At 35.3% G+C, this 20,856-nt stretch carries 25 protein-coding genes, 2 tRNA genes and 1 pseudogene; 7 read left to right on the top strand and 21 right to left on the bottom strand.

Features of this window, described 5'->3' with window-relative positions:
* From VXN63_RS02300 to VXN63_RS02315, 4 genes are all read right to left on the bottom strand, one after another.
* A complete protein-coding gene (locus VXN63_RS02300) occupies positions 1-918 on the bottom strand; it encodes a DnaD domain protein (protein ID WP_327756347.1) in 918 nt (305 codons plus the stop codon).
* Positions 905-1,711, bottom strand: a complete 807-nt coding sequence (locus VXN63_RS02305) for a phage antirepressor (protein ID WP_327756348.1) — start codon at positions 1,709-1,711, stop codon at positions 905-907. Before VXN63_RS02305 ends, VXN63_RS02300 begins: the two co-directional genes overlap by 14 nt.
* Positions 1,683-1,811 (bottom strand): hypothetical protein, encoded by a 129-nt coding sequence (locus VXN63_RS02310; protein ID WP_327756349.1) that lies wholly within the window; start codon positions 1,809-1,811, stop codon positions 1,683-1,685. The genes VXN63_RS02305 and VXN63_RS02310 overlap by 29 nt, the downstream gene beginning before the upstream one ends.
* Before the next feature lie 186 nt (positions 1,812-1,997).
* On the bottom strand, positions 1,998-2,291 hold the full coding sequence (locus VXN63_RS02315) for a hypothetical protein (protein ID WP_327756350.1): 294 nt from the start codon (positions 2,289-2,291) through the stop codon (positions 1,998-2,000).
* Positions 2,292-2,339: 48 nt separating this feature from the next.
* On the opposite strand from VXN63_RS02315, the gene VXN63_RS02320 reads away from it, so the two are divergent.
* Positions 2,340-2,960, top strand: a complete 621-nt coding sequence (locus tag VXN63_RS02320) for a hypothetical protein (protein ID WP_327756351.1) — start codon at positions 2,340-2,342, stop codon at positions 2,958-2,960.
* Here VXN63_RS02320 and VXN63_RS02325 read toward each other — a convergent pair.
* Genes VXN63_RS02325 through VXN63_RS02340 form a run of 4 tightly spaced genes read right to left on the bottom strand, consistent with a single transcriptional unit; the run spans position 2,957 to position 3,906 of the window.
* The gene (locus tag VXN63_RS02325; protein ID WP_327756352.1) at positions 2,957-3,130 is read right to left on the bottom strand and encodes a hypothetical protein; all 174 of its coding nucleotides are present in this window, start codon (positions 3,128-3,130) and stop codon (positions 2,957-2,959) included. The genes VXN63_RS02320 and VXN63_RS02325 overlap by 4 nt on opposite strands.
* A gap of 16 nt (positions 3,131-3,146) precedes the next feature.
* Positions 3,147-3,323 carry a hypothetical protein gene (locus VXN63_RS02330; protein ID WP_327756353.1) on the bottom strand — a complete coding sequence of 59 codons (177 nt, stop codon included), beginning with the start codon at positions 3,321-3,323 and terminating at the stop codon, positions 3,147-3,149.
* A gap of 17 nt (positions 3,324-3,340) precedes the next feature.
* Positions 3,341-3,646 (bottom strand): DUF771 domain-containing protein, encoded by a 306-nt coding sequence (locus tag VXN63_RS02335; protein WP_327756354.1) that lies wholly within the window; start codon positions 3,644-3,646, stop codon positions 3,341-3,343.
* 2 nt (positions 3,647-3,648) lie between these two features.
* Complete coding sequence (locus VXN63_RS02340) at positions 3,649-3,906, bottom strand: helix-turn-helix transcriptional regulator (protein WP_327756355.1); 258 nt, start codon at positions 3,904-3,906, stop codon at positions 3,649-3,651.
* Positions 3,907-4,066: 160 nt separating this feature from the next.
* Between VXN63_RS02340 and VXN63_RS02345 the strand changes: the two genes are divergently transcribed.
* The 3 genes from VXN63_RS02345 to VXN63_RS02355 all read left to right on the top strand — a co-directional run bounded on the left by VXN63_RS02345 (position 4,067) and on the right by VXN63_RS02355 (position 6,635).
* The gene (locus VXN63_RS02345) at positions 4,067-4,690 is read left to right on the top strand and encodes a LexA family protein (RefSeq protein WP_327756356.1); all 624 of its coding nucleotides are present in this window, start codon (positions 4,067-4,069) and stop codon (positions 4,688-4,690) included.
* A 73-nt stretch (positions 4,691-4,763) separates the two neighbouring features.
* On the top strand, positions 4,764-5,393 hold the full coding sequence (locus tag VXN63_RS02350; RefSeq protein WP_327756357.1) for a hypothetical protein: 630 nt from the start codon (positions 4,764-4,766) through the stop codon (positions 5,391-5,393).
* Positions 5,394-5,528: 135 nt separating this feature from the next.
* Entirely contained in the window at positions 5,529-6,635 is a 1,107-nt protein-coding gene (locus VXN63_RS02355) for a tyrosine-type recombinase/integrase (RefSeq protein ID WP_327756358.1), read from the top strand.
* Between the two features lie 130 nt (positions 6,636-6,765).
* Here VXN63_RS02355 and VXN63_RS02360 read toward each other — a convergent pair.
* The 5 genes from VXN63_RS02360 to perR all read right to left on the bottom strand — a co-directional run bounded on the left by VXN63_RS02360 (position 6,766) and on the right by perR (position 10,236).
* A tRNA-Ser gene (locus tag VXN63_RS02360) sits at positions 6,766-6,853 on the bottom strand.
* Positions 6,854-6,862: 9 nt separating this feature from the next.
* Positions 6,863-6,935 (bottom strand) — tRNA-Asn (locus VXN63_RS02365).
* 132 nt (positions 6,936-7,067) lie between these two features.
* A complete protein-coding gene (locus tag VXN63_RS02370) occupies positions 7,068-8,732 on the bottom strand; it encodes an alpha-amylase family glycosyl hydrolase (protein WP_327756359.1) in 1,665 nt (554 codons plus the stop codon).
* A 76-nt stretch (positions 8,733-8,808) separates the two neighbouring features.
* On the bottom strand, positions 8,809-9,711 hold the full coding sequence (locus VXN63_RS02375) for a diacylglycerol/lipid kinase family protein (protein WP_327756360.1): 903 nt from the start codon (positions 9,709-9,711) through the stop codon (positions 8,809-8,811).
* A gap of 105 nt (positions 9,712-9,816) precedes the next feature.
* Positions 9,817-10,236, bottom strand: coding sequence for a peroxide-responsive transcriptional repressor PerR (perR, locus tag VXN63_RS02380; protein WP_225744099.1), 420 nt, complete (start codon positions 10,234-10,236; stop codon positions 9,817-9,819).
* A gap of 197 nt (positions 10,237-10,433) precedes the next feature.
* Here perR and VXN63_RS02385 point away from each other — a divergent pair, with 197 nt between their 5' ends.
* Complete coding sequence (locus tag VXN63_RS02385; protein ID WP_327756361.1) at positions 10,434-11,522, top strand: FUSC family protein; 1,089 nt, start codon at positions 10,434-10,436, stop codon at positions 11,520-11,522.
* A gap of 69 nt (positions 11,523-11,591) precedes the next feature.
* Here the strand turns inward: VXN63_RS02385 and VXN63_RS02390 are convergent, their stop codons facing one another.
* The 7 genes from VXN63_RS02390 to VXN63_RS02420 form a co-directional block, all read right to left on the bottom strand.
* A complete protein-coding gene (locus tag VXN63_RS02390; protein WP_327756362.1) occupies positions 11,592-12,452 on the bottom strand; it encodes an SGNH/GDSL hydrolase family protein in 861 nt (286 codons plus the stop codon).
* Positions 12,453-12,572: 120 nt separating this feature from the next.
* Positions 12,573-13,109: a nucleoside tri-diphosphate phosphatase gene (gene ntdP, locus VXN63_RS02395; protein WP_225744102.1), complete on the bottom strand. Its 537-nt coding sequence runs from the start codon at positions 13,107-13,109 to the stop codon at positions 12,573-12,575.
* A 181-nt stretch (positions 13,110-13,290) separates the two neighbouring features.
* Entirely contained in the window at positions 13,291-14,484 is a 1,194-nt protein-coding gene (mutY, locus tag VXN63_RS02400; RefSeq protein ID WP_327756363.1) for an A/G-specific adenine glycosylase, read from the bottom strand.
* Positions 14,474-15,415 (bottom strand): recombination regulator RecX, encoded by a 942-nt coding sequence (gene recX / locus VXN63_RS02405; RefSeq protein ID WP_327756364.1) that lies wholly within the window; start codon positions 15,413-15,415, stop codon positions 14,474-14,476. Before recX ends, mutY begins: the two co-directional genes overlap by 11 nt.
* A gap of 142 nt (positions 15,416-15,557) precedes the next feature.
* Positions 15,558-15,791, bottom strand: coding sequence for a hypothetical protein (locus VXN63_RS02410; RefSeq protein WP_327756365.1), 234 nt, complete (start codon positions 15,789-15,791; stop codon positions 15,558-15,560).
* Between the two features lie 30 nt (positions 15,792-15,821).
* Entirely contained in the window at positions 15,822-16,694 is an 873-nt protein-coding gene (locus VXN63_RS02415) for an SDR family oxidoreductase (RefSeq protein WP_327756366.1), read from the bottom strand.
* A gap of 49 nt (positions 16,695-16,743) precedes the next feature.
* On the bottom strand, positions 16,744-17,667 hold the full coding sequence (locus VXN63_RS02420; RefSeq protein ID WP_327756367.1) for a hypothetical protein: 924 nt from the start codon (positions 17,665-17,667) through the stop codon (positions 16,744-16,746).
* Positions 17,668-18,145: 478 nt separating this feature from the next.
* Between VXN63_RS02420 and VXN63_RS02425 the strand changes: the two genes are divergently transcribed.
* Complete coding sequence (locus VXN63_RS02425) at positions 18,146-18,913, top strand: AraC family transcriptional regulator (RefSeq protein WP_327756368.1); 768 nt, start codon at positions 18,146-18,148, stop codon at positions 18,911-18,913.
* 156 nt (positions 18,914-19,069) lie between these two features.
* Positions 19,070-19,869: pseudogene (locus tag VXN63_RS02430) on the top strand (IS30 family transposase).
* 73 nt (positions 19,870-19,942) lie between these two features.
* Here the strand turns inward: VXN63_RS02430 and VXN63_RS02435 are convergent.
* Complete coding sequence (locus tag VXN63_RS02435; protein ID WP_327756369.1) at positions 19,943-20,854, bottom strand: deoxyribonuclease IV; 912 nt, start codon at positions 20,852-20,854, stop codon at positions 19,943-19,945.
* Positions 20,855-20,856 lie beyond the last annotated feature (2 nt).

The following is a 20,856-nucleotide window of genomic DNA, read 5'->3' on the forward strand; positions in this document are numbered from 1 at the left end:
CTAATTGATTTTTTTACGATTCCTGATTTTTTCAAGTCTTAATCTAAATTCTTCTTGTTTCACTAAATCGATTTCTTCACCTTTGTTTTTTTCAGTAGCCCATTCAGGCAAAGACTCTTCTCTTACATAATTTTTAGAACTGCCTTTAGTGTTATGATTAGCTTCTCGTTCTTTCTCAGATGCTTCCACCATTTCAGGAGTGTACAAACCTTTCTGGATCCAGTTTCTAAGTGTACCGTTCGTGTACTTCCAAGTTCGAACACCGTTTTCTACTGAATTCGTAAGCGATAGAATAACCATGTCGTCTCCCTGCTCAAAAGTTGCGCCTAGTTTTTTAAAGTCATCAATCCAATGAACCATATCCTGATAGATGACCGACGAAGGAGTCAATGTTCCAAATCCGTTGTCTTGAAAAAATTGCTGACTTCTTAAAGGCTTCATTGAATCAGGGAAATCCTTTTCTTTTGTTTCTTTCTTCTTGGTACTTTCTAATTGGGTATTTAAACTTGGTACTTTATCTTCACTATATTCGAAAGGGGGTTCTTCCAAATCTGAAAGGGGGGTATCCTTATTTTCGAAAGGGGCCCCTTTCGTATTTGAAAGGGGTACTTCAGATTTGGAATAGGTAAAGTCGATTCTCATGATTCTTTTCTGTATTTCTTTAGGATTATCTTCCTTGTATATATATTCAATTTTTAGCATACCTTTATCTTTAAGTTTATTGATAATGGCACTGCATCGACTGTTGCTTAATCCTGTTATAAGGCTAAAGTGACCATTATTTGCAAAGCATCCTCTTTCTTGATTTGAAAGAGAATGTACTTCAGCAATGATTATTTTCTCAGTTGCATTCAATTCTGTATTCAGCCAAATTTCGGCAGGTATCCATATTCCTTTAAAGTCTCTACTGTTTTTCATAATTGGTGCCGTTCCTCTCTAATACTGGTAGGTTTGAATCTAATGTTTCAACTGAGGGTAGTATGCCCCTCTTTTTTAGTTCCTCGTATAAGAAAATACGTCCTTTTTGAGTCCACTTAGTCGTGGTTTTGACTTTCGTATCAGAAATGATATGCGTATTTGAGTGTGTATAACCTTCATTCGCATATTTTTGATATAAAAGCCATGTCTTTCCTTGCTTGTACTGGATACCATACTTGTGCAGCAGTTCATTGAACGTTATAGCACTCATACCATAATCCTTAGCAATGATAGAAATGTTCACTAGACTTTGGTTCTTGAGAATGCGATCATAATAAATTGCCTTTGGATGCATCGCTAAAACTTCATTCTCTAATCGCTCTCGTCTGGCTTGTTCCGCTTTTAAATTCTGCGCTAACTGAATAATCGTATCTGGATCAGTCAAAGCTTGTTCTATAGTGCTCTTGGTCATATATACACCATGCTTACGTATGCTTGGTAACACTTCTTTAGTTACCCATCGACTGAAGCTTTCAGCACTTGGGAGTTTAGATCTGAATACCAAAGCATAGATACCAGCTTCACTGATAATTGTCATATGTCTTGTTTGATCTGATGCATCGATTCGATGCATCAGCTTATCTGCTTTATTGACATGTACACGGATAGCATTGTCAGAACGTTCATACCCAAGAGCATCTGCGACGTCCTTACCTACAAACCATGGTTCTCCATCAATCATGACTGTTCTGACTTCTGCATCTTCAAAGTGAAAAATTGACATCTGTTCCATCGTTTCCCTCTTTTCTTAATTGTGATATACTTGAGTTAATTATTTTTAATTTACCTTTAACTGCTAAGTTGCTGCTTAGCAGTTTTTTTGTGCTATCCATAATCGGACTTCCTCAATTAATTCAATTACTACTTCTTTAGTGAATGTTCCAACCTCAACTAATTTATTATTGATTAAGGGTAGAAAAAGAAAAATATACTCAGAACCAAATTCCAAAGAGCCACGCTTTTGATAAGAATATTTAACTGAAAAATAAGTTATGATGAATCCGGAGATAAATGAATATTTATTCTTTAGCATCCACTTCAGCATAGTATGCATCCGCCCTTCTAATTATTACTGGTTCAATTAATTTTGGTGTAACCTCTCGTACTTTTCTTATGACAGAAGGTTGACTATCTCCCTCAACATACAACTTTTTCGTAACCGTTCCATAACCCACATATTGAGTCATTTCTTTTTCAGCTCCTCTCGATGCTGCTTCTGTAATTTGATCACTAGCGATAATAGATACACGAAAATCGATATTGCTACCAAAGTTATTTTTATCATTATTAAAGATGTAGATATAGTCATGCAAACGCATCCTTTCTTTTGGTATACTCCTATTAGGAAGGAGGTGGTAGATATGGTAGCGAGTATATCTTTAACACAATTTTTAACGTTTACCACGAAAGTAAGTACGTCTGCTAAAATTAATGAGGTTAAGAGAATTAAAAACTCCCCCGATTATTCACCTGGTATTGACTACTGGAAACAACTTAGAGATGAAATTAAAAGAATTCATGAAAATGATTTACCAATTTCTGAACTTCTTAAACTTTCATCTAACGTTTCCGAACCTAAACAGAGAAACTATGCTAAAGCCATTAAGAACTACGTTTCTTTTATAAATAACAACGAGGTTGAATACTTTAAACCCGATAAATCGTACTATAATTTTTCTGAAGACTTATCTGTTAGAACTAGTCCGGAATTAGGGCTAATAGTTAATGGCAAAAGACTTTACGTGAAAAATTGGTATAAAGTTAGTTCGACTGATACGAAGATTAATAAGAGAAGTATCAAATCTACTTTGACTATGATGCGACTATCTACAAAAAACTTTGAAGTTACTGATGATGAAAATTTCGCAGTTCTTAACTTACAAAATGGAAAATTAACTGAAGCTACTCCAGTACTAGAAGAAGACTTACTTGAATTAGAAGTCGATGCAGGTACTTTCCTGAGCATTTGGAAACAAATCTAGAAACCACTCAATTCTCCTTGAATTTGTGCGCAATCTTCGCATATATAAACTCCATCATTAATCTTCAAAATCGCTTTAGAATTACACAGTAGACATTTTTTATTTTTTATCGCTCTTATTGCTACTCCAATAGCAGTAAGGGCGATTGCTGTTACTAATACATTTTTCATATAGTCTCCTCCTCTCTTACACATTCAATTCAAACGTCTCGTTGCCATAAATGAAATAGCAGCTATTCTCCGGATTAGTTAAGTTTCTTTCTGCTAAAGCTAGTCTTACGTTTTCTTCAAGGTTCTCTAGTTCGTATAATCCAATATATTTCTTATTACCATCTTTATTTACATAAACAAAAACTTGATTCATAATTCTATTTCTCCTAACTATAAAATTGCTTCTAGATTTTCTTCTAACCACGTGGCCATTTGCATAGCTCCAAACTTCCAAGGGCTTCCTTTCCCCTCTGGATACCTAACAAAGCCGCCTCGTTTAATATCTAACTCGTCTTTGAAGGGATATAAAATAGTTTCTTTTAGCCACTGAGGACTTCTACCCGTCCTGTTGGAAAGATCTTTCATCTCCCAATAACGTCCAAGTAAACTTTCCTCAAAAGCTTTATCCAACTCTTCTTTAGCAATTAGCACGTATCCATCTGGTATCGGTATACGTGCTTCTAAAACTTGAGTCATATTCATGCCTCCTTATTTATCTTACCGATTAAATCGGTATCTCTTCCAAAAAAAATATAGTCTCTAGGAACTCTATAGAATTCTTCAATCATATCAATTTGCTTCACGCTTAAATCGGCACTATCTTTTTCTAACTTTCTATACGTTTCTAAATTGACTTTTAAAAGACTTGCTAAATCAGACTGTTTCAACCCTGAACGATGACGTAATGCACTAAGTGTGAATTTTAATTCGATAGGAACTTTATTAGTTATTACCATAAATTTTCTCCTTTCAATTTAAGTTAACCTTATGTTATACCGTTTAAAGCGGTATGTCAACTACAATACTTACTATTTTATGTCTTACACTAGATTTTTTATGTTTAATTCGGTATCATGTGTGTACAGAATACTTTTTACATAAAAGGGAGTAAAATTTATGACTAAAGATATAAAAGAAATCTTCTCAAATAACTTGAATAAATATATTAGCCAAAAAGGCGTAACTGTAGCTGACGTTGCAAGAGAAACAGGTATTGCGTATCAAACGGTTAGCGATTGGAGAAATGGAAAAGCTATGGCTCGTGGAGGTGGATTACAAAGGCTAGCTGATTATTTTGATGTAAATATATCTGATCTTACTGCAGACAAACCAAGAAACATAATGCCTATAACAGAATTGGTTCGAATTCCTATTTTAGGAACAATCGCTTGTGGAGACCCAATTGATGCGATAGAAAATGTAACTGAGTATCGTTCTGTTCCTAAGGATTACTTGCCTACTGGTGAATTATTTTTCTTAGAGGCTCAAGGAGATAGTATGGAACCTAAGATATCAAATGGATCTTACGTCTTATGTAGAAAGCAAGAGGATGTGGAGTCTGGTGAAATTGCTGCGGTCCTAGTTAATGGAGATCAAGAAACTACATTAAAAAAAGTCATTAAACAAGGAGAAACCATACTTTTACAAGCTTTGAACGAAGCATATGCTCCCTATATCATAACTAATGACAACCCTGCTCGCATCGTTGGTAAAGCTTTGAGAGTAGAAAACGAGCTATAAAAAGACGGATCTGCCACTAACAGAATCCGCCCTATTAACTCCTAAAATTATATTATCACACTGGGGGAACAGTATGAAGAATAAATTAGTTTTACTTAGTTTATCCTCTTTCTTTCTAATTGCTTGCAATGGAGAAGATAAAGAAACTATCTCAAATTACGAAAGTACGATTGATACTCTTCAAAACGATAATGATAAGTTAAATCAAGAAAATAAAAAATTGGTTGATGAAAATAAAGAGTTGAAGATGCATAATAAGGAAATTGAAAGTTATGTTGAAGAGTTTTTAACTGATTGGGAATCAAGTATAGAGGAAAGTACTGATGATCCCTACATTAATGACATAGACGGATTAGAAACATTTTCATTAGGAGATACTATAAGGTTCGATACAGGACACGAATTTAAAGTTACTGATATTTATGTTACGGATGAAGCTCCTAATCCGTCTGATATTATAAATCGAAATTTTGTTAGAGTAGATTTTAGTTTCAAAAATGGAGAATCTGAAGATGTCACATTAGCAGGAGAAAACATTTTATCGTTATATGATTCTAACGGAGAAAAAGCTAAGATGACATCTAAGAATTTCTTATATGCAGAAGTCAGTCCAGGAGAGCTACTGGAAACATCGATATATTTCGATGCTGGTCAAGGACCTTATCAGGCAGTCACTGGAGACATAGCCTGGGTATCAGAATAAAGTAAAACAAAAAACACACCTCCCCCACTCGCCAAAGTAGAAAGGTGTGTTTCAAGCAATACACTAAAAGACTCAGCAAAAATGCTGTGCTATTTAGTATGTCATTAATTTTATCATATCCAAGGAGTGTTTTATATGGCTAGCTTTAAAAAGCTTAGTACCGGATGGCAATACCGTGTTTCTTATAAAGAAGATGACCAATACAAAATCAAAAGTGGTAATGGCTACTCCACGAAAAAAGAAGCTCAAATTGCAGCTGCTAAACTAGAAGATCTCTTGAACAAAGGCAACAAGATCAATAAGAACCCGGAATTTCTAGAATACTTTCAAAAATGGTACGAAGTATTTAAAAAAGATAAACACAGCGAAAAGAATAATAGAGATATTATGCTTTCTATTAATACAGCGAAAAAGTTTTTCAAGAAAACAAAAATTAAAGATATTGATCGCAAGAAATACCAGGAATTTTTGAACTGGTATGGAAATGGACGTGCTTCTGCAACCGTTAGAAAGGTTCATGTATATACTAAAGGGTGTTTATTGGATGCTTTGCAGGAAGGTATAATTCACAAGGATCCAACTAGAAATATAGTAGCTAAAGGTACTGAAGCGGTTCGAAATGAGAGAAACAAATACTTAAACCAGCGTGAGGCCGTAGCTTTGATTAATGAAATAAAAAAAGGTATGAAACCTGAGTGGCAATCAAGATATATCATATTGGTGGGCATTGCTACTGGACTTAGATTTTCAGAAATTCTTGCCTTATCTTGGGAAGATGTTAATTTTAAAGAAAAGACAGTATCCGTTAAAAGTGCATTTGACTATACCCACACTAAAAAAATTCAAAAGACGAAAACAGAAGCTTCTAAAAGAGTTATTTCAATTGATGATGCTACTTTAACAATACTCAAAGAGTACAAACTAGCTACTCAAATTAATCATAGTAAATATGTATTCTTAGATAATCAATTCAACCATGTTTCTAATAATGCTGTTAATAAATCTTTGAAGAATGCATGTAAAAGAATTGGTATAACCGAGATCACATTTCATTCTTTAAGACATACTCATTGCTCACTTTTAATTTACCAAGGAGTCAATATCAAATATATTTCTAAGCGCCTTGGACATTCTACCATTAGTATCACCTACCAGGTATACGGACATATTTTAGATGAGTTAGAGCAACGTGAATCATCTAAGGTAGATGACATGATGGAACAACTTTACAATGCAAAATAAATGCAAAAACATTTTGCATTCTTGTTTTTTCTAGTGTTTACAGCAAAAATAAAAACCCTCCAAAACGTTTATGTATCAACGTTTATAGAGGATTTCTAATTTCTCAAATTATTCTCTTTTATACCCCAAAAGGAGAATAAGGGATTCGAACCCTTGATACGGGAATACCGTATACACGCTTTCCAAGCGTGCTCCTTAAGCCACTCGGACAATTCTCCAGCTTGAAACTCCGCAAGCAGGGCTCGAACCTGCGACAACGCGATTAACAGTCGCGCGCTCTACCAACTGAGCTATTGCGGATAAACTTTTAGCAACTCCATTATTATAATAGTGACCATGAAAAATGTCAATAAGTTATCATCATTTTTCACATACTGTTTCCTGAAAAAGAAAAAGCCCATCAGCTTTCACACCGATGAACTTTTGAGCTATCTATTCTGATACAAAAACAAAAGCACTAAAAGCAGGTAAAACAATCTTTTCACCATTCAAATTAGCATCATGCGTTGACAACACAAGGTTGTCTTCATCGAACTGCATGTCACTTGTAACTTCTGCTTCTTCTTCAGAAAAGTTACAATACACGCGTCCAGTAGTACCTTTAAAAGATCTTTCATATGCGTAAGTTTTATCTTGCGTATCTAAAAGCTTCCAGTCTCCTCTAGTAAATAAGTCGGTCATTTTCAACTTAATGAGTTTACGGTAGTAGTTCAAGATACTAGATTCAGATTTTTCTTGGTCTTGCACATTATAAATGGCTTCCTGGTTGGATATAATCCACGGTGCCGCATCTTCTGTGAATCCCGAACCCTTTTCATCTGTCCACTGCATAATGCCTCTACTGGCGTCTCTGACCGTTAAGTTCAGATTCTTCATGATTTTGTCATGTGACCATCCGAATGCTTTAGCTTCTTGGTAAAAACTAAAGGCACTATTGTCCGAAATATTTGAAGGATCATCAAACCAAGCATTATTCATCCCAATTTCTTCACCATAATAAATGATTGGGATTCCTTTTTGCAGATACAGTAACGTAGCCATCATCTTAGCTGTTTCGTCTCTATAATTGTCCATGTCACCGTATTTTTGAGGAGCTCTTGGATGATCATGATTATTCCAAAATAATATCGGACCACATTTATCTTTCAAACTTTCTTGAACCTCTTTTTGAATTCTTTTGAATTTTTCGAAATCTAAAGGAACGTGTTGGTTCATTTGAGGTAGTTCTTCAATTTTTAAAGATTCATCATCCGTAAAGTGCTGGAGTGTGATGACACCATCTAAAATACTATTATTGGTATACTCTCTGATTTTTTCGGCATCTGCACTTGTTGCTTCACCGATTAATAAAATCTCATTTTCATGATCCGTTAGCGCTTGATTCAGTTCATTAAGATATTGTTTTAGATTTCCGCCATACTCTATTACGTCTTGAGTCTCTTGGTCATCTGCTTTATCTGGAAACTCTTTATCGACATCAATATAAATGAACGCATCTAACCTGAAGCCGTCTACTCCTTTGTCCATTAAATAATTGAGTATACCAACCATTTCTTTTCTTAAGGGTTCATGATCCCAGTTCAAATCTGGCATTTCTTTTTTAAATGTGTGAAGGTAGTACTGGTCTCCATTCATTTCTTTTGACCAAGCTGAACCACCGAATGCTGCTGTCCAGTTATTTGGATAAGCTCCATCACTAGCCGCATCTGCCCAAATATAATAATCACGATATGGGTTATCTGGACCTTTTAAGGCTTCTTTGAACCATGGATGCAGAAGAGAAGTATGGTTGAGAGGAAAATCATAAATCACTTTCAGACCTCTTTTTTTCACTTCTGAGAAAAATGTATCTACATCTTCTTCTGTCCCAAATAGTGAGTCGATATGTTTGTAATCTATTACATCATATCCATTATCTATTTGATTAGAAGATACGATTGGATTGATCCAAAGTGTATTCACGCCCAGACTTTCAATATAATCCAGCTTCTGAATGATTCCTTTTAAATCTCCAATACCATCATTATTTGAATCTTTAAAGCTTCTTGGATAAATCTGGTAAATAACTGCTTCATTCCACCATTGTTTTTCACTCATAGAATCGCTCACTTCCAACATAGATTAGAATGATTATACCAATACTACTGAAAGTGAACGAATCATATGCTTACTTTTAGTTCATATTCTCTGGAACAAGGAAGGTAAAGAAACTTGGTAGGACCTTAATATCTAGTGGAAAAGCTGGTCCTTTTTCCCCGTCTAAAGCTACATGCCCATCATGACTACTTTTAATAGTGGCTTCTTTCAAGTTCCAGACGAATCCTTTATTTTCATCATCCGTTTTATCTTCATCGTCCTTAAATAAGGATGTCATCGCTGTGATTTTTTCTCCTAAGGTCGATTTTTCTAATCCAAAAAGGTATAGTTGCCCATCATCATAAGTCGCGTCTTTGAAAAAATTAGGGATACCGGCTATCGAGTTTGATAAGCCAATCAATAGTAAACTTAATTCATGCTGACTCGTTTTTCCATCTAACGTTAATTCCACTTCAAATGTTTCATCTTCTGTTAGGGATCTGATCCCTTCAAAGAAATAAGCTAGTGATCCAAATCGTTCTTTTGATTCTTTACTCACTTCCCAGACAGTTTCTGGAATGGAACCAGCCGAAATAGAGCTTAAAAATAAGCGACCATTGATTAAACCAGCATCTGCCTTTTTGTCCACACAATTTGCAAGATCTTCTACTGCTTGAGCCATATCTGTGGAAATACCAAGTCCTCTAGCGATATTGTTCACTGTACCGGTTGGTATGATACCAATTTTGGGTCTATAAGGTTCATCTTTAAGTGCATCTCCTAATCCAGAAACGGTTCCGTCTCCTCCGAGTGCGATAATGATTTCGTATTTTTCTTCGCAAGCCTCTCTGGCAAATTTTCCGATATCTGCCTCTTTTTCCGTGATTTTTATATCAGCCGTACGTCCATTCTCCTTGAAAACTGACTGTGCTCTAACCGCAAACTCTTCAGCTTGTTTTTTACCCGAAGATGGATTGGCAATAATCATAACTTCTTTCACTGGCTTGCCCTTCTTTCTTTCATAATTGGTTTTATTATACTACATTACCAACCACGTCGTACAAAAAAAGACCACGTAAAAATTTACGTAGTCTTTTCAAGCTTTTCACTGACATTCAGGACACAGTCCATAAATTTCCAGACGATGAGACGTTACTTTAAATCCTGTTAGATTACTCGTAACCTCTTCCGCATCATCAAGTCCAGGATAGTACACATCTTCAATTTTACCGCAGTTTGTACAAATGGCATGATAGTGCTCGGTTGAAGCAAAGTCAAAGCGGCTAGAGGCATCACCATATTTCATTTCCTTCACTAGACCAAGTTGGATGAACAATTTCAAATTATTGTATACTGTCGCAACACTCATACTAGGAAATTTACTAGATAAAGCTTTGTAAATATCATCTGCTGTTGGGTGAGTATCCATATCAATTAGATATTCTAAAATTGCATGTCTTTGTGGTGTAATTCTTACATTGTTATATTTCAGTCTCTCAATAGACTGATTCACTAAATAACTCATTTTTTATCTATCCTTTTTTATCTACTTATAACATATCTGACATTCGGTCCATTTATCCTTCATGATACTCTCTTACTACTTTTAATGCAAGAAAATGCGGAATAACGAAAATAACCTTTGAGAAATCATTCTAGTTGCTATACTATTATATCATTCATACTTTTATCTATATTATTCGAAGGCAGTGAACTTATAAAATGAAAATTGGAGCCCGTACATTCAAAACCGGATTAGCTGTATTTTTAGCTTTAGCTATTCCTTCTTTATTGAATATTTCAGAAGGTGTTCCACTTGCTGGGATATCAGCTGTAGTTTCTATGCAGCCTTCCGTGAAAAAATCATTTCAGACTCTGAAAGACAGATTGTTAGCAAATATTATTGGAGGGGTCGTTGCCGTCTTAACCGTCCTTGCTTTAGGTAATTCCTACTTCATGATTGGCTTAGCTTCAGCAATTCTGATCGCAATCCTCCATCAATTTAAGCTGAACAATGTGATTGTCTCTTCTATCATCACACTGATCATCATTATGATGTCAACTGACTATCCCATCGTTATGAGCGCTTCAATACGCGTCTTGGGTACAATCATCGGGGTATTCTCAGCTTTTGTGGTAAATGGCGTTGTTTTGCCACCTAAATACGACGAAAAACTGTTTTACTTAAATAATCAAGTTACCGATGATTTAATGAGATTCATACGTGCAAGTTTAAGAAAAAATATTCAATATCCAATGATGCGTAAAGATTTGAAAAGTTTAAAAGCAAGTATCTCTAAAATGAATTTATATCTTGACCATTTAGTCGATGGCGATCTTAGAAAATATTTTAGGTCTTCTGAGTATTCTCTTGCTAGGACTATTGTTGTTTATCGGCAATTTATCCGAACAACTGAAAAAGCTTATGACCTAGTGCAAACTTTACATCAAGCTGAAAATGTATATAATCACTTTCCACAAGAATTGAGACATCTACTCATTGAACGACTAGAAACACTGATGTCGGCACATGAACAGATTATCTTGAAATGGAACGGTCGTGTCTTACCGGAAGAAGTTAATTTCATTACGCATAAGGCAACCTTAAGAAAATCTTTTATGGACTCTTTTTTCAATGAAGCGAACTTAGAATCCTACTTGGAAAATGAGTATGGACAAAGTAATGCGGTTATTCATATCATGTCTTCCGTTTTAGATTACGAAGAAAGCCTTCAGCATTTAAATAAATTGGTTAGTAGTTACAAGAAAAACCATAATGAAGAAGATGATAAAATTATAGATCTTCATTGATTTTCAAAGAAAAAAACTTCCATACTGAACTGAAATGTTCAGCTAATGGAAGTTTTTTTATAGGCTTTTTTATTCGTCTGTTGTGTTTGAAACTTCACTTTCAATGGCCTGTTGTATTAAAGTATTCCCTTGATCATTAAGATTCGTTTGTTCTTCATCGAATAGAGAATCGAGTTCGAGTCCCTCTTCTTCAGCCAGCGTAGTGAACTGGTCGTGAATAGCGATAACAGGAATTCCAAACTCACTTGCCACTGAATTCATTTCATTCATATAACTTCTATAACTCAATGATCTAGAGTTAGGATTATCGAATTCCGATAGGATTGGTGCTGGTTCCATAAAGAATATTTCCGTATCAGGTAGTCCCTCTGTTAAAGCATTCATGATACTTGTTAGATACTGATTAGTTTCTGAAAGCCCGATATCTCTATTTTTGTCTTCCAAAGCAGGCATACGGTAAATAACAACATTTGCTCCTGATTCTACTACAGTGTCAACTGTTCGTTGAATATACAATTCATATGTATCTGTTTCTGGGTAGGTATATTCTTCGATTTCTAAAGGACCACTTACATTATCCTGAATGATTGTATTCATCTGTCCATACCATTCTAGCGATGTATCAATTGGACCATAGTAAGCCAATCTAGCTTGATCATTAGTCAAAGTTGTATAATCGATCGTCTCTAGAATAGATAGTGAATCCAAATTCGATTCGTATTCAGCAAGCTTTTCTTCAGTACTCAAAGCGTCAGGTGCAGCTTGCTCAGAAGTTGTACTGCCTTCGCCCTCTGATTCATTTGTATCATTTGCACTTAAGCTATTTTGAAGCATTTCTTCTTCCTGATTATTTGCATATTGTCTACCAAAAAAGATAATCAGAATTGAAGCAATTCCTAATATTACAGTTAAAAAAATATTCTTTTTCACAAATTAACATCCTCTCAAGCAGATTCTTAAAAATCATATCATACTTTCCTCTATCTTTACAATAAAAACAGCAAAAGTCTTTAAGAAAGACTTTTGCTGTTTTACTTTGTTTCATCACAATTATTTTTTACCCGTTAGTTGTTTATATCGGTCGTACCACAAATCAACGTAACCTTCTGAAAATGGACCTTTTTCTTCTTTGATCCATTCAACAAGAACCTTGATATGCTCTTTCAATATAAGATCAACTTCTTCTGGATAATCCCATTTTTTACCGTGCTCTTCATATTCATCAACATCCAGCAAACGTTTTTCTCCATCTGGAAAAACTTTTACATCTAGATCATAATCAATATATTTCGCACCTTCTTCATCAATAAGAAATGGAGAAGCCATATTACAGTAATAAGAAGTTCCTTTTTGGCGAATCATTGTAACGATATTGAACCAGTAGTGCTTATGGAAGTATACGAGCGCAGGTTCTCTCGTTCTCCATCTTCTACCATCGGATTCAATTACAAGTGTATGGTCATTGCAACCAATCAATGAATGCTCAGTTGTTTTCAAAACCATAGTATCTCGCCAAGTTCTGTGCAAACTTCCGTCGTGTTTATAGCTTTTGATTGTGATGAAATCTCCTTCTTTTGGAAACTGCATCCATGTACCAACTTTCTTTATACAAATAATATTACTACGATAATATTATTAGATTCATCTCACCACGTATTATATCACAATACCTTAATTATCCGTAGGGAAAAGTTATATTGATCCAATCACCTAAAACATAGCGCAGGTTGTAGATCTTAGCCTCATCTACATATTTCAGGGTAAATTTTTAAAATAAAGTAATTTCTTTGGATGCTTTCAGGAGTTTCTGTTGTAATACCGGGAATACAAACTGATCAAACTCACTTTCATTGACCCATTCGCAATTTGTTGGTATATCTTGTCCCGGTTGATTTAAAGTAGCTTCATACAAATAAATATTCCAGTGTAAATGCGTAAAAATATGCTTAACTGATCCATTTGAATTCTGACTCACAGTTACATCTACGTTATATTTTTGCTTTAGAAAATTTGTTACTGCCGTTGCTTCTAACTCATCAATTTCATGTAGGTCTTTTTGAGTAAAAGATTTCCATTCTACTTGATCAAGTATCGTCTGTTCTTCTATTAAAGGGTACGTCCACATATTAGCTAAAAGTCTATCTTCAGACCTTTTTTCTAGCAAGTATGCTCCCTCTTTGTTTCTAATCATCATTGCAAAATAATTGACAATTTTTTTCTTTTTCTTTTTACTTTTAAAAGGATATTCGAGATACGTTTCATTTAAATAAGAAGCATTGAATTCTTTTATAGGACTTTTTGAAGGATCATAGTTTTTAGGCGTACAGATGGTTGCTCCAAGATCCATTAGTGCTTGATTGAAATCACCTGGTCTATTTGGATCAATAATATGGTACATGACTTCTTCAAACACTTTTCGACTAGCAGGTTTCGCAATATCAACGTTTATCTCGAATAGTCTGCTGAGTACCCTCATCAGATTTCCATCAACGGCAGGTTCTGCATGGTTGAAAGCAATACTTGAAACCGCTCCTGCTGTATATGGTCCAATCCCCTTAAGCTTTTTAATTTGTTCAGGTTCGGTAGGAAATACTCCATCAAATTCAGTAACGACTTGAATTGCCGCTGCTTTCATATTTCTGACTCTAGAGTAGTATCCAAGCCCTTCCCAAGCTTTTAGAAGTGTATCTTCATCTGAACTGGCAAGATCCGCAATGGTTGGAAACAATTCCAAGAAACGATTGTAATATGGAATGACCGTATCTACTCTAGTCTGTTGAAGCATGATTTCAGAGATCCATATTTTGTATGGATCAGATGTTCTTCTCCAAGGTAAATCCCTTTTCTCTTTATCATACCAGTCTAGTAGAACCTTTCTAAATGAATCAATTTTATCTTGAGACCACATTTCAATATCGTATTTTGTTTTTAATTCTTCAGTTGTTAAATATTTATTCTTCATTTTCTTCTTCCTTCATCTCGATGAATCTTTGAATCAATTCGGATGGATATCCCTTTTGAAACAGACTCGTTTTAGTTTTTCTAATCAGATCATAGCCCTTTGCCTTACTGGAGTAACGTCTCCAGGCCTGTTCGCCTTGCACGACTAATGCGTCGTACTCTTCGTCTTCTGATTTTTCTGTATCCATCTCATTGACCACTTCTTGAATGATATCCATGTCATATCCTTTTTGAAGCAAGAACTGTTTAGTTTTTTGAATCGCTTCTCTTTGAGACTTCTGATTGGATTTTCTCCATGATTTTTCTGCTAAGTTGAACGCATTATCAAACTGATCTTCAAATGAATATTCTAGCATGCCTTCTTCTATAAGTGATTTATCGATCCCTTTTCGGTTCAATTCGTTCATGATCGTCTTCGGACCTTTTTTGTTTAAATTAGCAGCTGTTCTCACATAACTCTTAGCGTAGTCCAGATCATCGATCAATCTCTGATCTTTTAGTTGTTCTATAATTTCTTCGACGTATTCTTCGAATTCTTTATCTATCAAGTCATCTCTTACTTCTTTTTCAGAACGCATACCGTAACTTAAGTAAACTAACGCTCTTTGATAGGCTTTTCTAGAAACATCTTCTTCTTGGAGGGATTCTTGAAATTCTTTTGATACGACCATCCCTTTATGAAGCATATGTCGAATAATCAATTCCTCATCTACCGGAAATGCATATACTTCGTTAATAAAAATATTATAACGTCCTGGTCGTTTCTGAGCTTGGATACTAGTGATTTTATCTTCATTAACTGATTTAGTTTCTTTTTGAATAGAAGGCTTTTTACCACTTTCTTTGACTACTTTTTTTATTTCTTGTGGTTGATTCGGTTGTAGTCTGATTAATTGTTCATTGAATTTCTTTTCTTTATCCGAATGATTCATTTTATCACCTTCCAAATATAGTATCTCTATTATAACACAGGTAATAAGATTCCTATAGGTTCTAGAGCCATTAAAGGAACTTTTGTTCTCAAAAAAAGAGCCTACCCAAATTCTGGTAGACTCTCTAAACTTTTAATTCAAATTAAAGATCTTTTTCTACTTCGTTACCGACTTGATCACCTTTTGCTTTTTCATACACTTTGCGATCATCTTCATCCAGACCGGATCTTGAGGGACGATCTTTCACAAAACCTAACGGAGACGATGTATCTGGACTCGATACTTCATCTCTGGCAGGATCGCGTCTGTCAGGCGTTGCATCTGGCTGACCGGTTCTTTTTAAATCATTATTAGATGTTTTATCCACTTTACTCATCGTTTGAACCTCCAAGTATTCGTTATAAAATTATCCGTTAACAACGACTCCACCATTTACATGGATAGTTTGCCCAGTTACATAGCTAGAATCATCACTTGCTAGGAATACATAAGCGGGTGCTAATTCATAAGCTTCTCCTGGTCTTCCAAGTGCACCATCTTTACCCCAACTAGCAATTTCTTCTTGAGGGAATGTTGCTGGAATAAGCGGAGTCCAAATTGGACCTGGTGCTACAGTATTCACTCTGATTTTCTTGTTAGTAAACTCTTGATTTTGAGACAGCGAACGCGTAAAGGATACAATCGCTCCGTTAGTCCCAGAATAATCTAGTAGATTTGGATTACCTTTATAGGCTGTTACAGAGGAAGTATTGATAATCTTTCCGCCTTCATTCATATGAGGGAAAACAGCTTTAACAAAATAAATCATACTAAAGATGTTCGTACGGTAAGTTCTGTCCACTTGTTCAGCAGTTATATCTAAGATAGACTCTTGATACATTTGCTCCCCAGCATGATTGACTAAGATATCAATGGATCCCCATTTAGAGACGACCTCTTGAGTAACTTCAGTAGCATGTTTCTCATCCCCAACATCGCCTTTAAACACTAAAACTTCAGCACCAATTTCTTGAAGTCTATTTTTAGTCTTTTCAGCATCATCATCGGAAGAGTGATAAGTGAAAGCCACTTTTGCGCCTTCTTTGGCAAAAAGTATAGCTGTAGCTGCTCCAATTCCAGAATCGCCACCTGTTATGATAGCAACTTTATCTTTAAGTTTATCGGCTGATTTATATTCTTCATTTTCAACTACTGGCTCACGACGCATATTTTCTGATTCGTCATCAATCAAGTAATCTTTTTTAGGTTCTTGAGTTTTCACGATATTTTCTTCAGTCATTTGTCATTACTCCTTTAAGTTGTGTTTAGTATAATGAATTCACCTATGCTTATTTTTCTGAGGGTTCTTCTTTCATACCGGCATCATTGGAATCGTCGTCGGTATATTTAGCATCACTTTCTGGCATTTCGGTATTTTCTGAAGGACTTTTTTCAGATTTTGGTTCAGCATTCAACGGGCTCTTTGATTCGGGTTTCACGACGCCTTTTGCTACATTTTCAGGATATCCATGATTAGATTCTTCTGATACAACAGTTGTCTCTTCCCCAGTTAAATCAGGATTTTTATCTAATGATTCTCCACTATCTTCAGTTGTAGTGTAATCTTGATCATTTGACTTGCTATCACCTCGATTAGACTTATCTGATTCATTTGTTTCTACCTTATCTTCTTCTCTAGTATCTTGTGCTTGAGAAGGATCAATAGAGTCACTCATATTTTTAGGATCTGTTTCGCTAGTATCAACATCTGTAGGTTTAACGTCTTTTTGCTCGTTTGTTACTGCATCTACTTCTTTGCTTTCTTCTTCTATTGGATTAGTATGATTATCTTTCATATCTGGATCATTCTCCTCGTTAGTTACGTTTTTATTGACTTCTGATAACTCCATATGTCTTGGTGCATCACTGTTCGCCAATAATACAATTTCGCCAGCTTGCAGTGCTTCGATGTGGTGTTCAGCAATCTCATGCGGAACGCCATGTTCTTCGAGTGAGTTATGGGCTTCGTCAGAGTCGTATGTTCCAAAAGATAGGGTTTCTTTGATTTTCTCCCAGAATGAACCATTTTCTTCTGAATCTACTAAATCAACTTCAACAGATTCCAATGTATCGTCTTTCGATAGTTCATTATTCTCTTTGACTGTTACAATTAAAAGTTCATCGGCAGAATAACTTTCTTCATTAATCAATCTCGTTATTTCAGCTTTTATCTCTTGTTTCGTCTGGAACGTACCTTCAAATCTTCTTTCCATCCCGTGAATCATCTCCTTAGTTACCTTATCAACTACAAAATGATAAAGTTGTCTTACTTAGAATGTTACCACCGCTTTATATTGTTGTAAAAAGATAAGGCTTAATGTAGTTTATAATTGTAACGATAAGTTTTACTTATCATCATTGATAATAATGTCATACATATGACAAGATAAGCGTTTTTTGCAAGTGAATAGACTATTTTTTAAACTATAAAATTACAATAAATTGTATGTACAAGTTTATTGAAAGGGTTATTTTAATTCTAAATTGACTGTGAAGTCCCTAAAAAATTAATTTAGTTACAACAATTAGTGAATGGAAATGTGCATATTAGAATAAAAGTACAGAATAAAATTTGATTAATTTAGTCCTCTTTTTCTAAAAAAGAACTTTATTTATTCCGAATTTGTGGTATATTTAATCAAGATAGATGGGAGAAATAAAACTAAATTTTACAAAGAAGGGTCGTGTATTATGGATAAGGTAGAAGTAAAAGAACTATTCAAAAAAGAACGAGTTGATAAACTTAAAAAATTGAATAGCGATGCTTTCAGCTACCGTTACTTGATTGAGGACCAAGTAACAGATGCTATTACTGAAGGTAATCGTGAAATGCTTGAAGATACGCTGAACATTATTAATCTTGATGAGGTACTTGAGTATCTTGCAGAAGAAGGTATCGAGCATCAACTAAGAAATTTCAAGAATCAATTAATTATCGTGAACACTTACTGTAGAATTGCTGCAAAAAACGGAGGCGTATTACCACTTTATCTTCACTTGATATCTGAGCGCTTCTCTATTCTTATTGAAGATGCTGAATCTATTCAATATCTAAGAGAGAATGTTTACTATGAGATCTACAGAGAATACTGCCAGGCAGTTATTGATTTCTCTACTTTGACTTACTCTAGTGCGATGACAGAAGTTGTAAGCTATATCACTGAAAATCTTACTAGCGAATTGACTTTAACGAATATTGCTTCAATTTTCGGTATGCATCCTGTACACCTTGCCCGCAAGTTCAAGCAAGAAACTGGTACTACTTTTATCGGTTATGTAAATCAGCAAAGAGTTTACTTGGCTAAATACTATTTCCATCTTGGAAACTATCAATTAAGTCAGGTCGCTAATTTATCTGGTTTCAACAGTCATTCTTATTTCACGAAAGTGTTCAAGAAAATTACCGGTCAAACACCAACCAAATATATCAAGCAACTACCTGTTAACGAAAAAGTCTAGATTTACTCATTTGAATATAACGATAAAGGTCAGTCTAACAACATAGACTGACCTTTTTTCTCGCCGATTGTAAAATTAAGCTAGACAACTAAAAAAGCCATTCGTGGTACACTCAAAATGTATTTCCGACCAAAGAAAACATAGGAGTGACCACGAATGACCTACACCCATCTTACCACGGAAGAACTTGTAATGATAGAAGCCTATTTCCACCAAAATATATCTGTCTTGAAGATTGCGACCTATCTCCATCGGTCACGCCAGACGATTCATAAAGTCATTACTTTCCTAAGGAAAGGATATACTGCGCTTGATTATTTCAAGCAGTACAAAGAAAATAAACAACGGTGCGGAAGACGCTCTATTTGTTTACCGCAAGACCAAAAATCTTACGTTCAAAAGATGGTGGCTCAAGGATGGACACCTGATGTTATTATAGGACGTGCAGAGAAGCCCATCGCTTGCTCCATACGTACCTTGTATCGACAGTTCAAACGTGGACTTTTTGATCAAACAACGCTTCCGATGAAAGGAAAGCGCAAACCAAATGGTCATAAGGAAAAGCGCGGTAAGCAAGCATTCAAAAGAAACATTTCCGAACGCCTTGATGATTATCCTCATTTTACAGAAGAATTTGGTCACCTAGAAGGTGACACAATCGTTGGGGTTCATCATAAAAGTGCTGTGATCACATTAGTCGAACGATTATCAAAAGTCATTATTACTTTGCGGACCCAGGGACACCCTCCCAACGAGCTTTAAATGAACATTCTAACGGTCTACTCCGAAAAGATGGTCTCCCCAAAGAAATGGACTTCAACCAAGTAGATCAATCATTTGTTTCAAATGTCGCTTCAAACAGGAACCATATTCCCAGAAAATCTTTGAACTACCATACACCACTAGAAGTATTTTTGAGATACATCGATGGACAAGTACTGTCTAACTTAATTTGACAAATAGAATCTATAAAAAAACTCGAAAGACTGAATCAGTTAGATTCAAGTTTTTCGAGTTTAAGATATAGCATTAATTCCAGTCTTTTTCTTCAAAAATTTCTTGAAGTAAATTAGGATTAAATACGTTATTTCTTAGCATTTGAATTTCATGACCATAAGGCGCTTTTTTATTTTTCTTATCTTCACCTACATATGGTGTTTCAAGAATTTTTGGAACAGATACTAGTTTAGGATGATGCACGACTTTACTCAGTGCTTCGAATCCTATCTCTCCAAATCCAATGTTAGCGTGCCGATCTTTCGCGGCACCTTTCACATTTTTAGAATCATTGATGTGAAGGACTTTCAGTCGTTCTAGTCCAATAATACGATCAAATTCTTCTAATACACCATCAAAATCATCTTTAATATCATATCCTGCATCATGCGTATGGCATGTATCTAAAGTAACGGATACTTTATCTTTCAGCTCTACTTTTTCAATGATTCTAGCAATTTCTTCAAAGTTTCTGCCAATTTCCGTTCCCTTACCCGCCATAGTTTCCAGCGCAATCTGGATTGTTTGATCTTCATGAAGAATTTCATTTAACCCTTTTGCTATCTGATCAATCGCAGCATCTACACCTGCACCTACATGAGCGCCAGGATGCATCGTCATTTGAGTCGCTCCAAGAGCCTCAGCTCTTTTGATTTCTTCTTTCATAAACTCTACTGCAAAACCAAAGTTCTCAGTTTTAACTGTATTCCCCAAGTTAATGATATAAGGTGCATGAACGACGATATCATTCACATCAATGCCATTCTCTTTCATAAAAGCTTGACCTGACTCGATATTCATTTCTGAAATATCTTTACGTCTTGTATTTTGAGGAGCACCTGTGTAAACCATGAACGTTTTGGCTTCATAGGATGCGGCTTCTTCTGCCGATCCTAGTAACATAGGTTTACCTTTCATCCCTACATGTGAACCGATAAGAACCATTT

The sequence above is a fragment of the Marinilactibacillus sp. XAAS-LB27 genome, from assembly GCF_036039175.1.
Classification (GTDB): domain Bacteria; phylum Bacillota; class Bacilli; order Lactobacillales; family Carnobacteriaceae_A; genus Marinilactibacillus.

Coding starts and splice junctions, on each gene's coding strand:
- VXN63_RS02300 (WP_327756347.1), bottom strand. CDS start 918: ATGAAAAACAGTAGAGACTTTAAAGGAATATGGATACCTGCCGAAATT.
- VXN63_RS02305 (WP_327756348.1), bottom strand. CDS start 1,711: ATGGAACAGATGTCAATTTTTCACTTTGAAGATGCAGAAGTCAGAACA.
- VXN63_RS02310 (WP_327756349.1), bottom strand. CDS start 1,811: ATGGATAGCACAAAAAAACTGCTAAGCAGCAACTTAGCAGTTAAAGGT.
- VXN63_RS02320 (WP_327756351.1), top strand. CDS start 2,340: ATGGTAGCGAGTATATCTTTAACACAATTTTTAACGTTTACCACGAAA.
- VXN63_RS02325 (WP_327756352.1), bottom strand. CDS start 3,130: ATGAAAAATGTATTAGTAACAGCAATCGCCCTTACTGCTATTGGAGTA.
- VXN63_RS02330 (WP_327756353.1), bottom strand. CDS start 3,323: ATGAATCAAGTTTTTGTTTATGTAAATAAAGATGGTAATAAGAAATAT.
- VXN63_RS02335 (WP_327756354.1), bottom strand. CDS start 3,646: ATGACTCAAGTTTTAGAAGCACGTATACCGATACCAGATGGATACGTG.
- VXN63_RS02340 (WP_327756355.1), bottom strand. CDS start 3,906: ATGGTAATAACTAATAAAGTTCCTATCGAATTAAAATTCACACTTAGT.
- VXN63_RS02345 (WP_327756356.1), top strand. CDS start 4,067: ATGACTAAAGATATAAAAGAAATCTTCTCAAATAACTTGAATAAATAT.
- VXN63_RS02350 (WP_327756357.1), top strand. CDS start 4,764: ATGAAGAATAAATTAGTTTTACTTAGTTTATCCTCTTTCTTTCTAATT.
- VXN63_RS02355 (WP_327756358.1), top strand. CDS start 5,529: ATGGCTAGCTTTAAAAAGCTTAGTACCGGATGGCAATACCGTGTTTCT.
- VXN63_RS02370 (WP_327756359.1), bottom strand. CDS start 8,732: ATGAGTGAAAAACAATGGTGGAATGAAGCAGTTATTTACCAGATTTAT.
- perR (WP_225744099.1), bottom strand. CDS start 10,236: ATGAGTTATTTAGTGAATCAGTCTATTGAGAGACTGAAATATAACAAT.
- VXN63_RS02385 (WP_327756361.1), top strand. CDS start 10,434: ATGAAAATTGGAGCCCGTACATTCAAAACCGGATTAGCTGTATTTTTA.
- ntdP (WP_225744102.1), bottom strand. CDS start 13,109: ATGCAGTTTCCAAAAGAAGGAGATTTCATCACAATCAAAAGCTATAAA.
- mutY (WP_327756363.1), bottom strand. CDS start 14,484: ATGAAGAATAAATATTTAACAACTGAAGAATTAAAAACAAAATACGAT.
- recX (WP_327756364.1), bottom strand. CDS start 15,415: ATGAATCATTCGGATAAAGAAAAGAAATTCAATGAACAATTAATCAGA.
- VXN63_RS02410 (WP_327756365.1), bottom strand. CDS start 15,791: ATGAGTAAAGTGGATAAAACATCTAATAATGATTTAAAAAGAACCGGT.
- VXN63_RS02415 (WP_327756366.1), bottom strand. CDS start 16,694: ATGACTGAAGAAAATATCGTGAAAACTCAAGAACCTAAAAAAGATTAC.
- VXN63_RS02420 (WP_327756367.1), bottom strand. CDS start 17,667: ATGGAAAGAAGATTTGAAGGTACGTTCCAGACGAAACAAGAGATAAAA.
- VXN63_RS02425 (WP_327756368.1), top strand. CDS start 18,146: ATGGATAAGGTAGAAGTAAAAGAACTATTCAAAAAAGAACGAGTTGAT.
- VXN63_RS02435 (WP_327756369.1), bottom strand. CDS start 20,854: ATGGTTCTTATCGGTTCACATGTAGGGATGAAAGGTAAACCTATGTTA.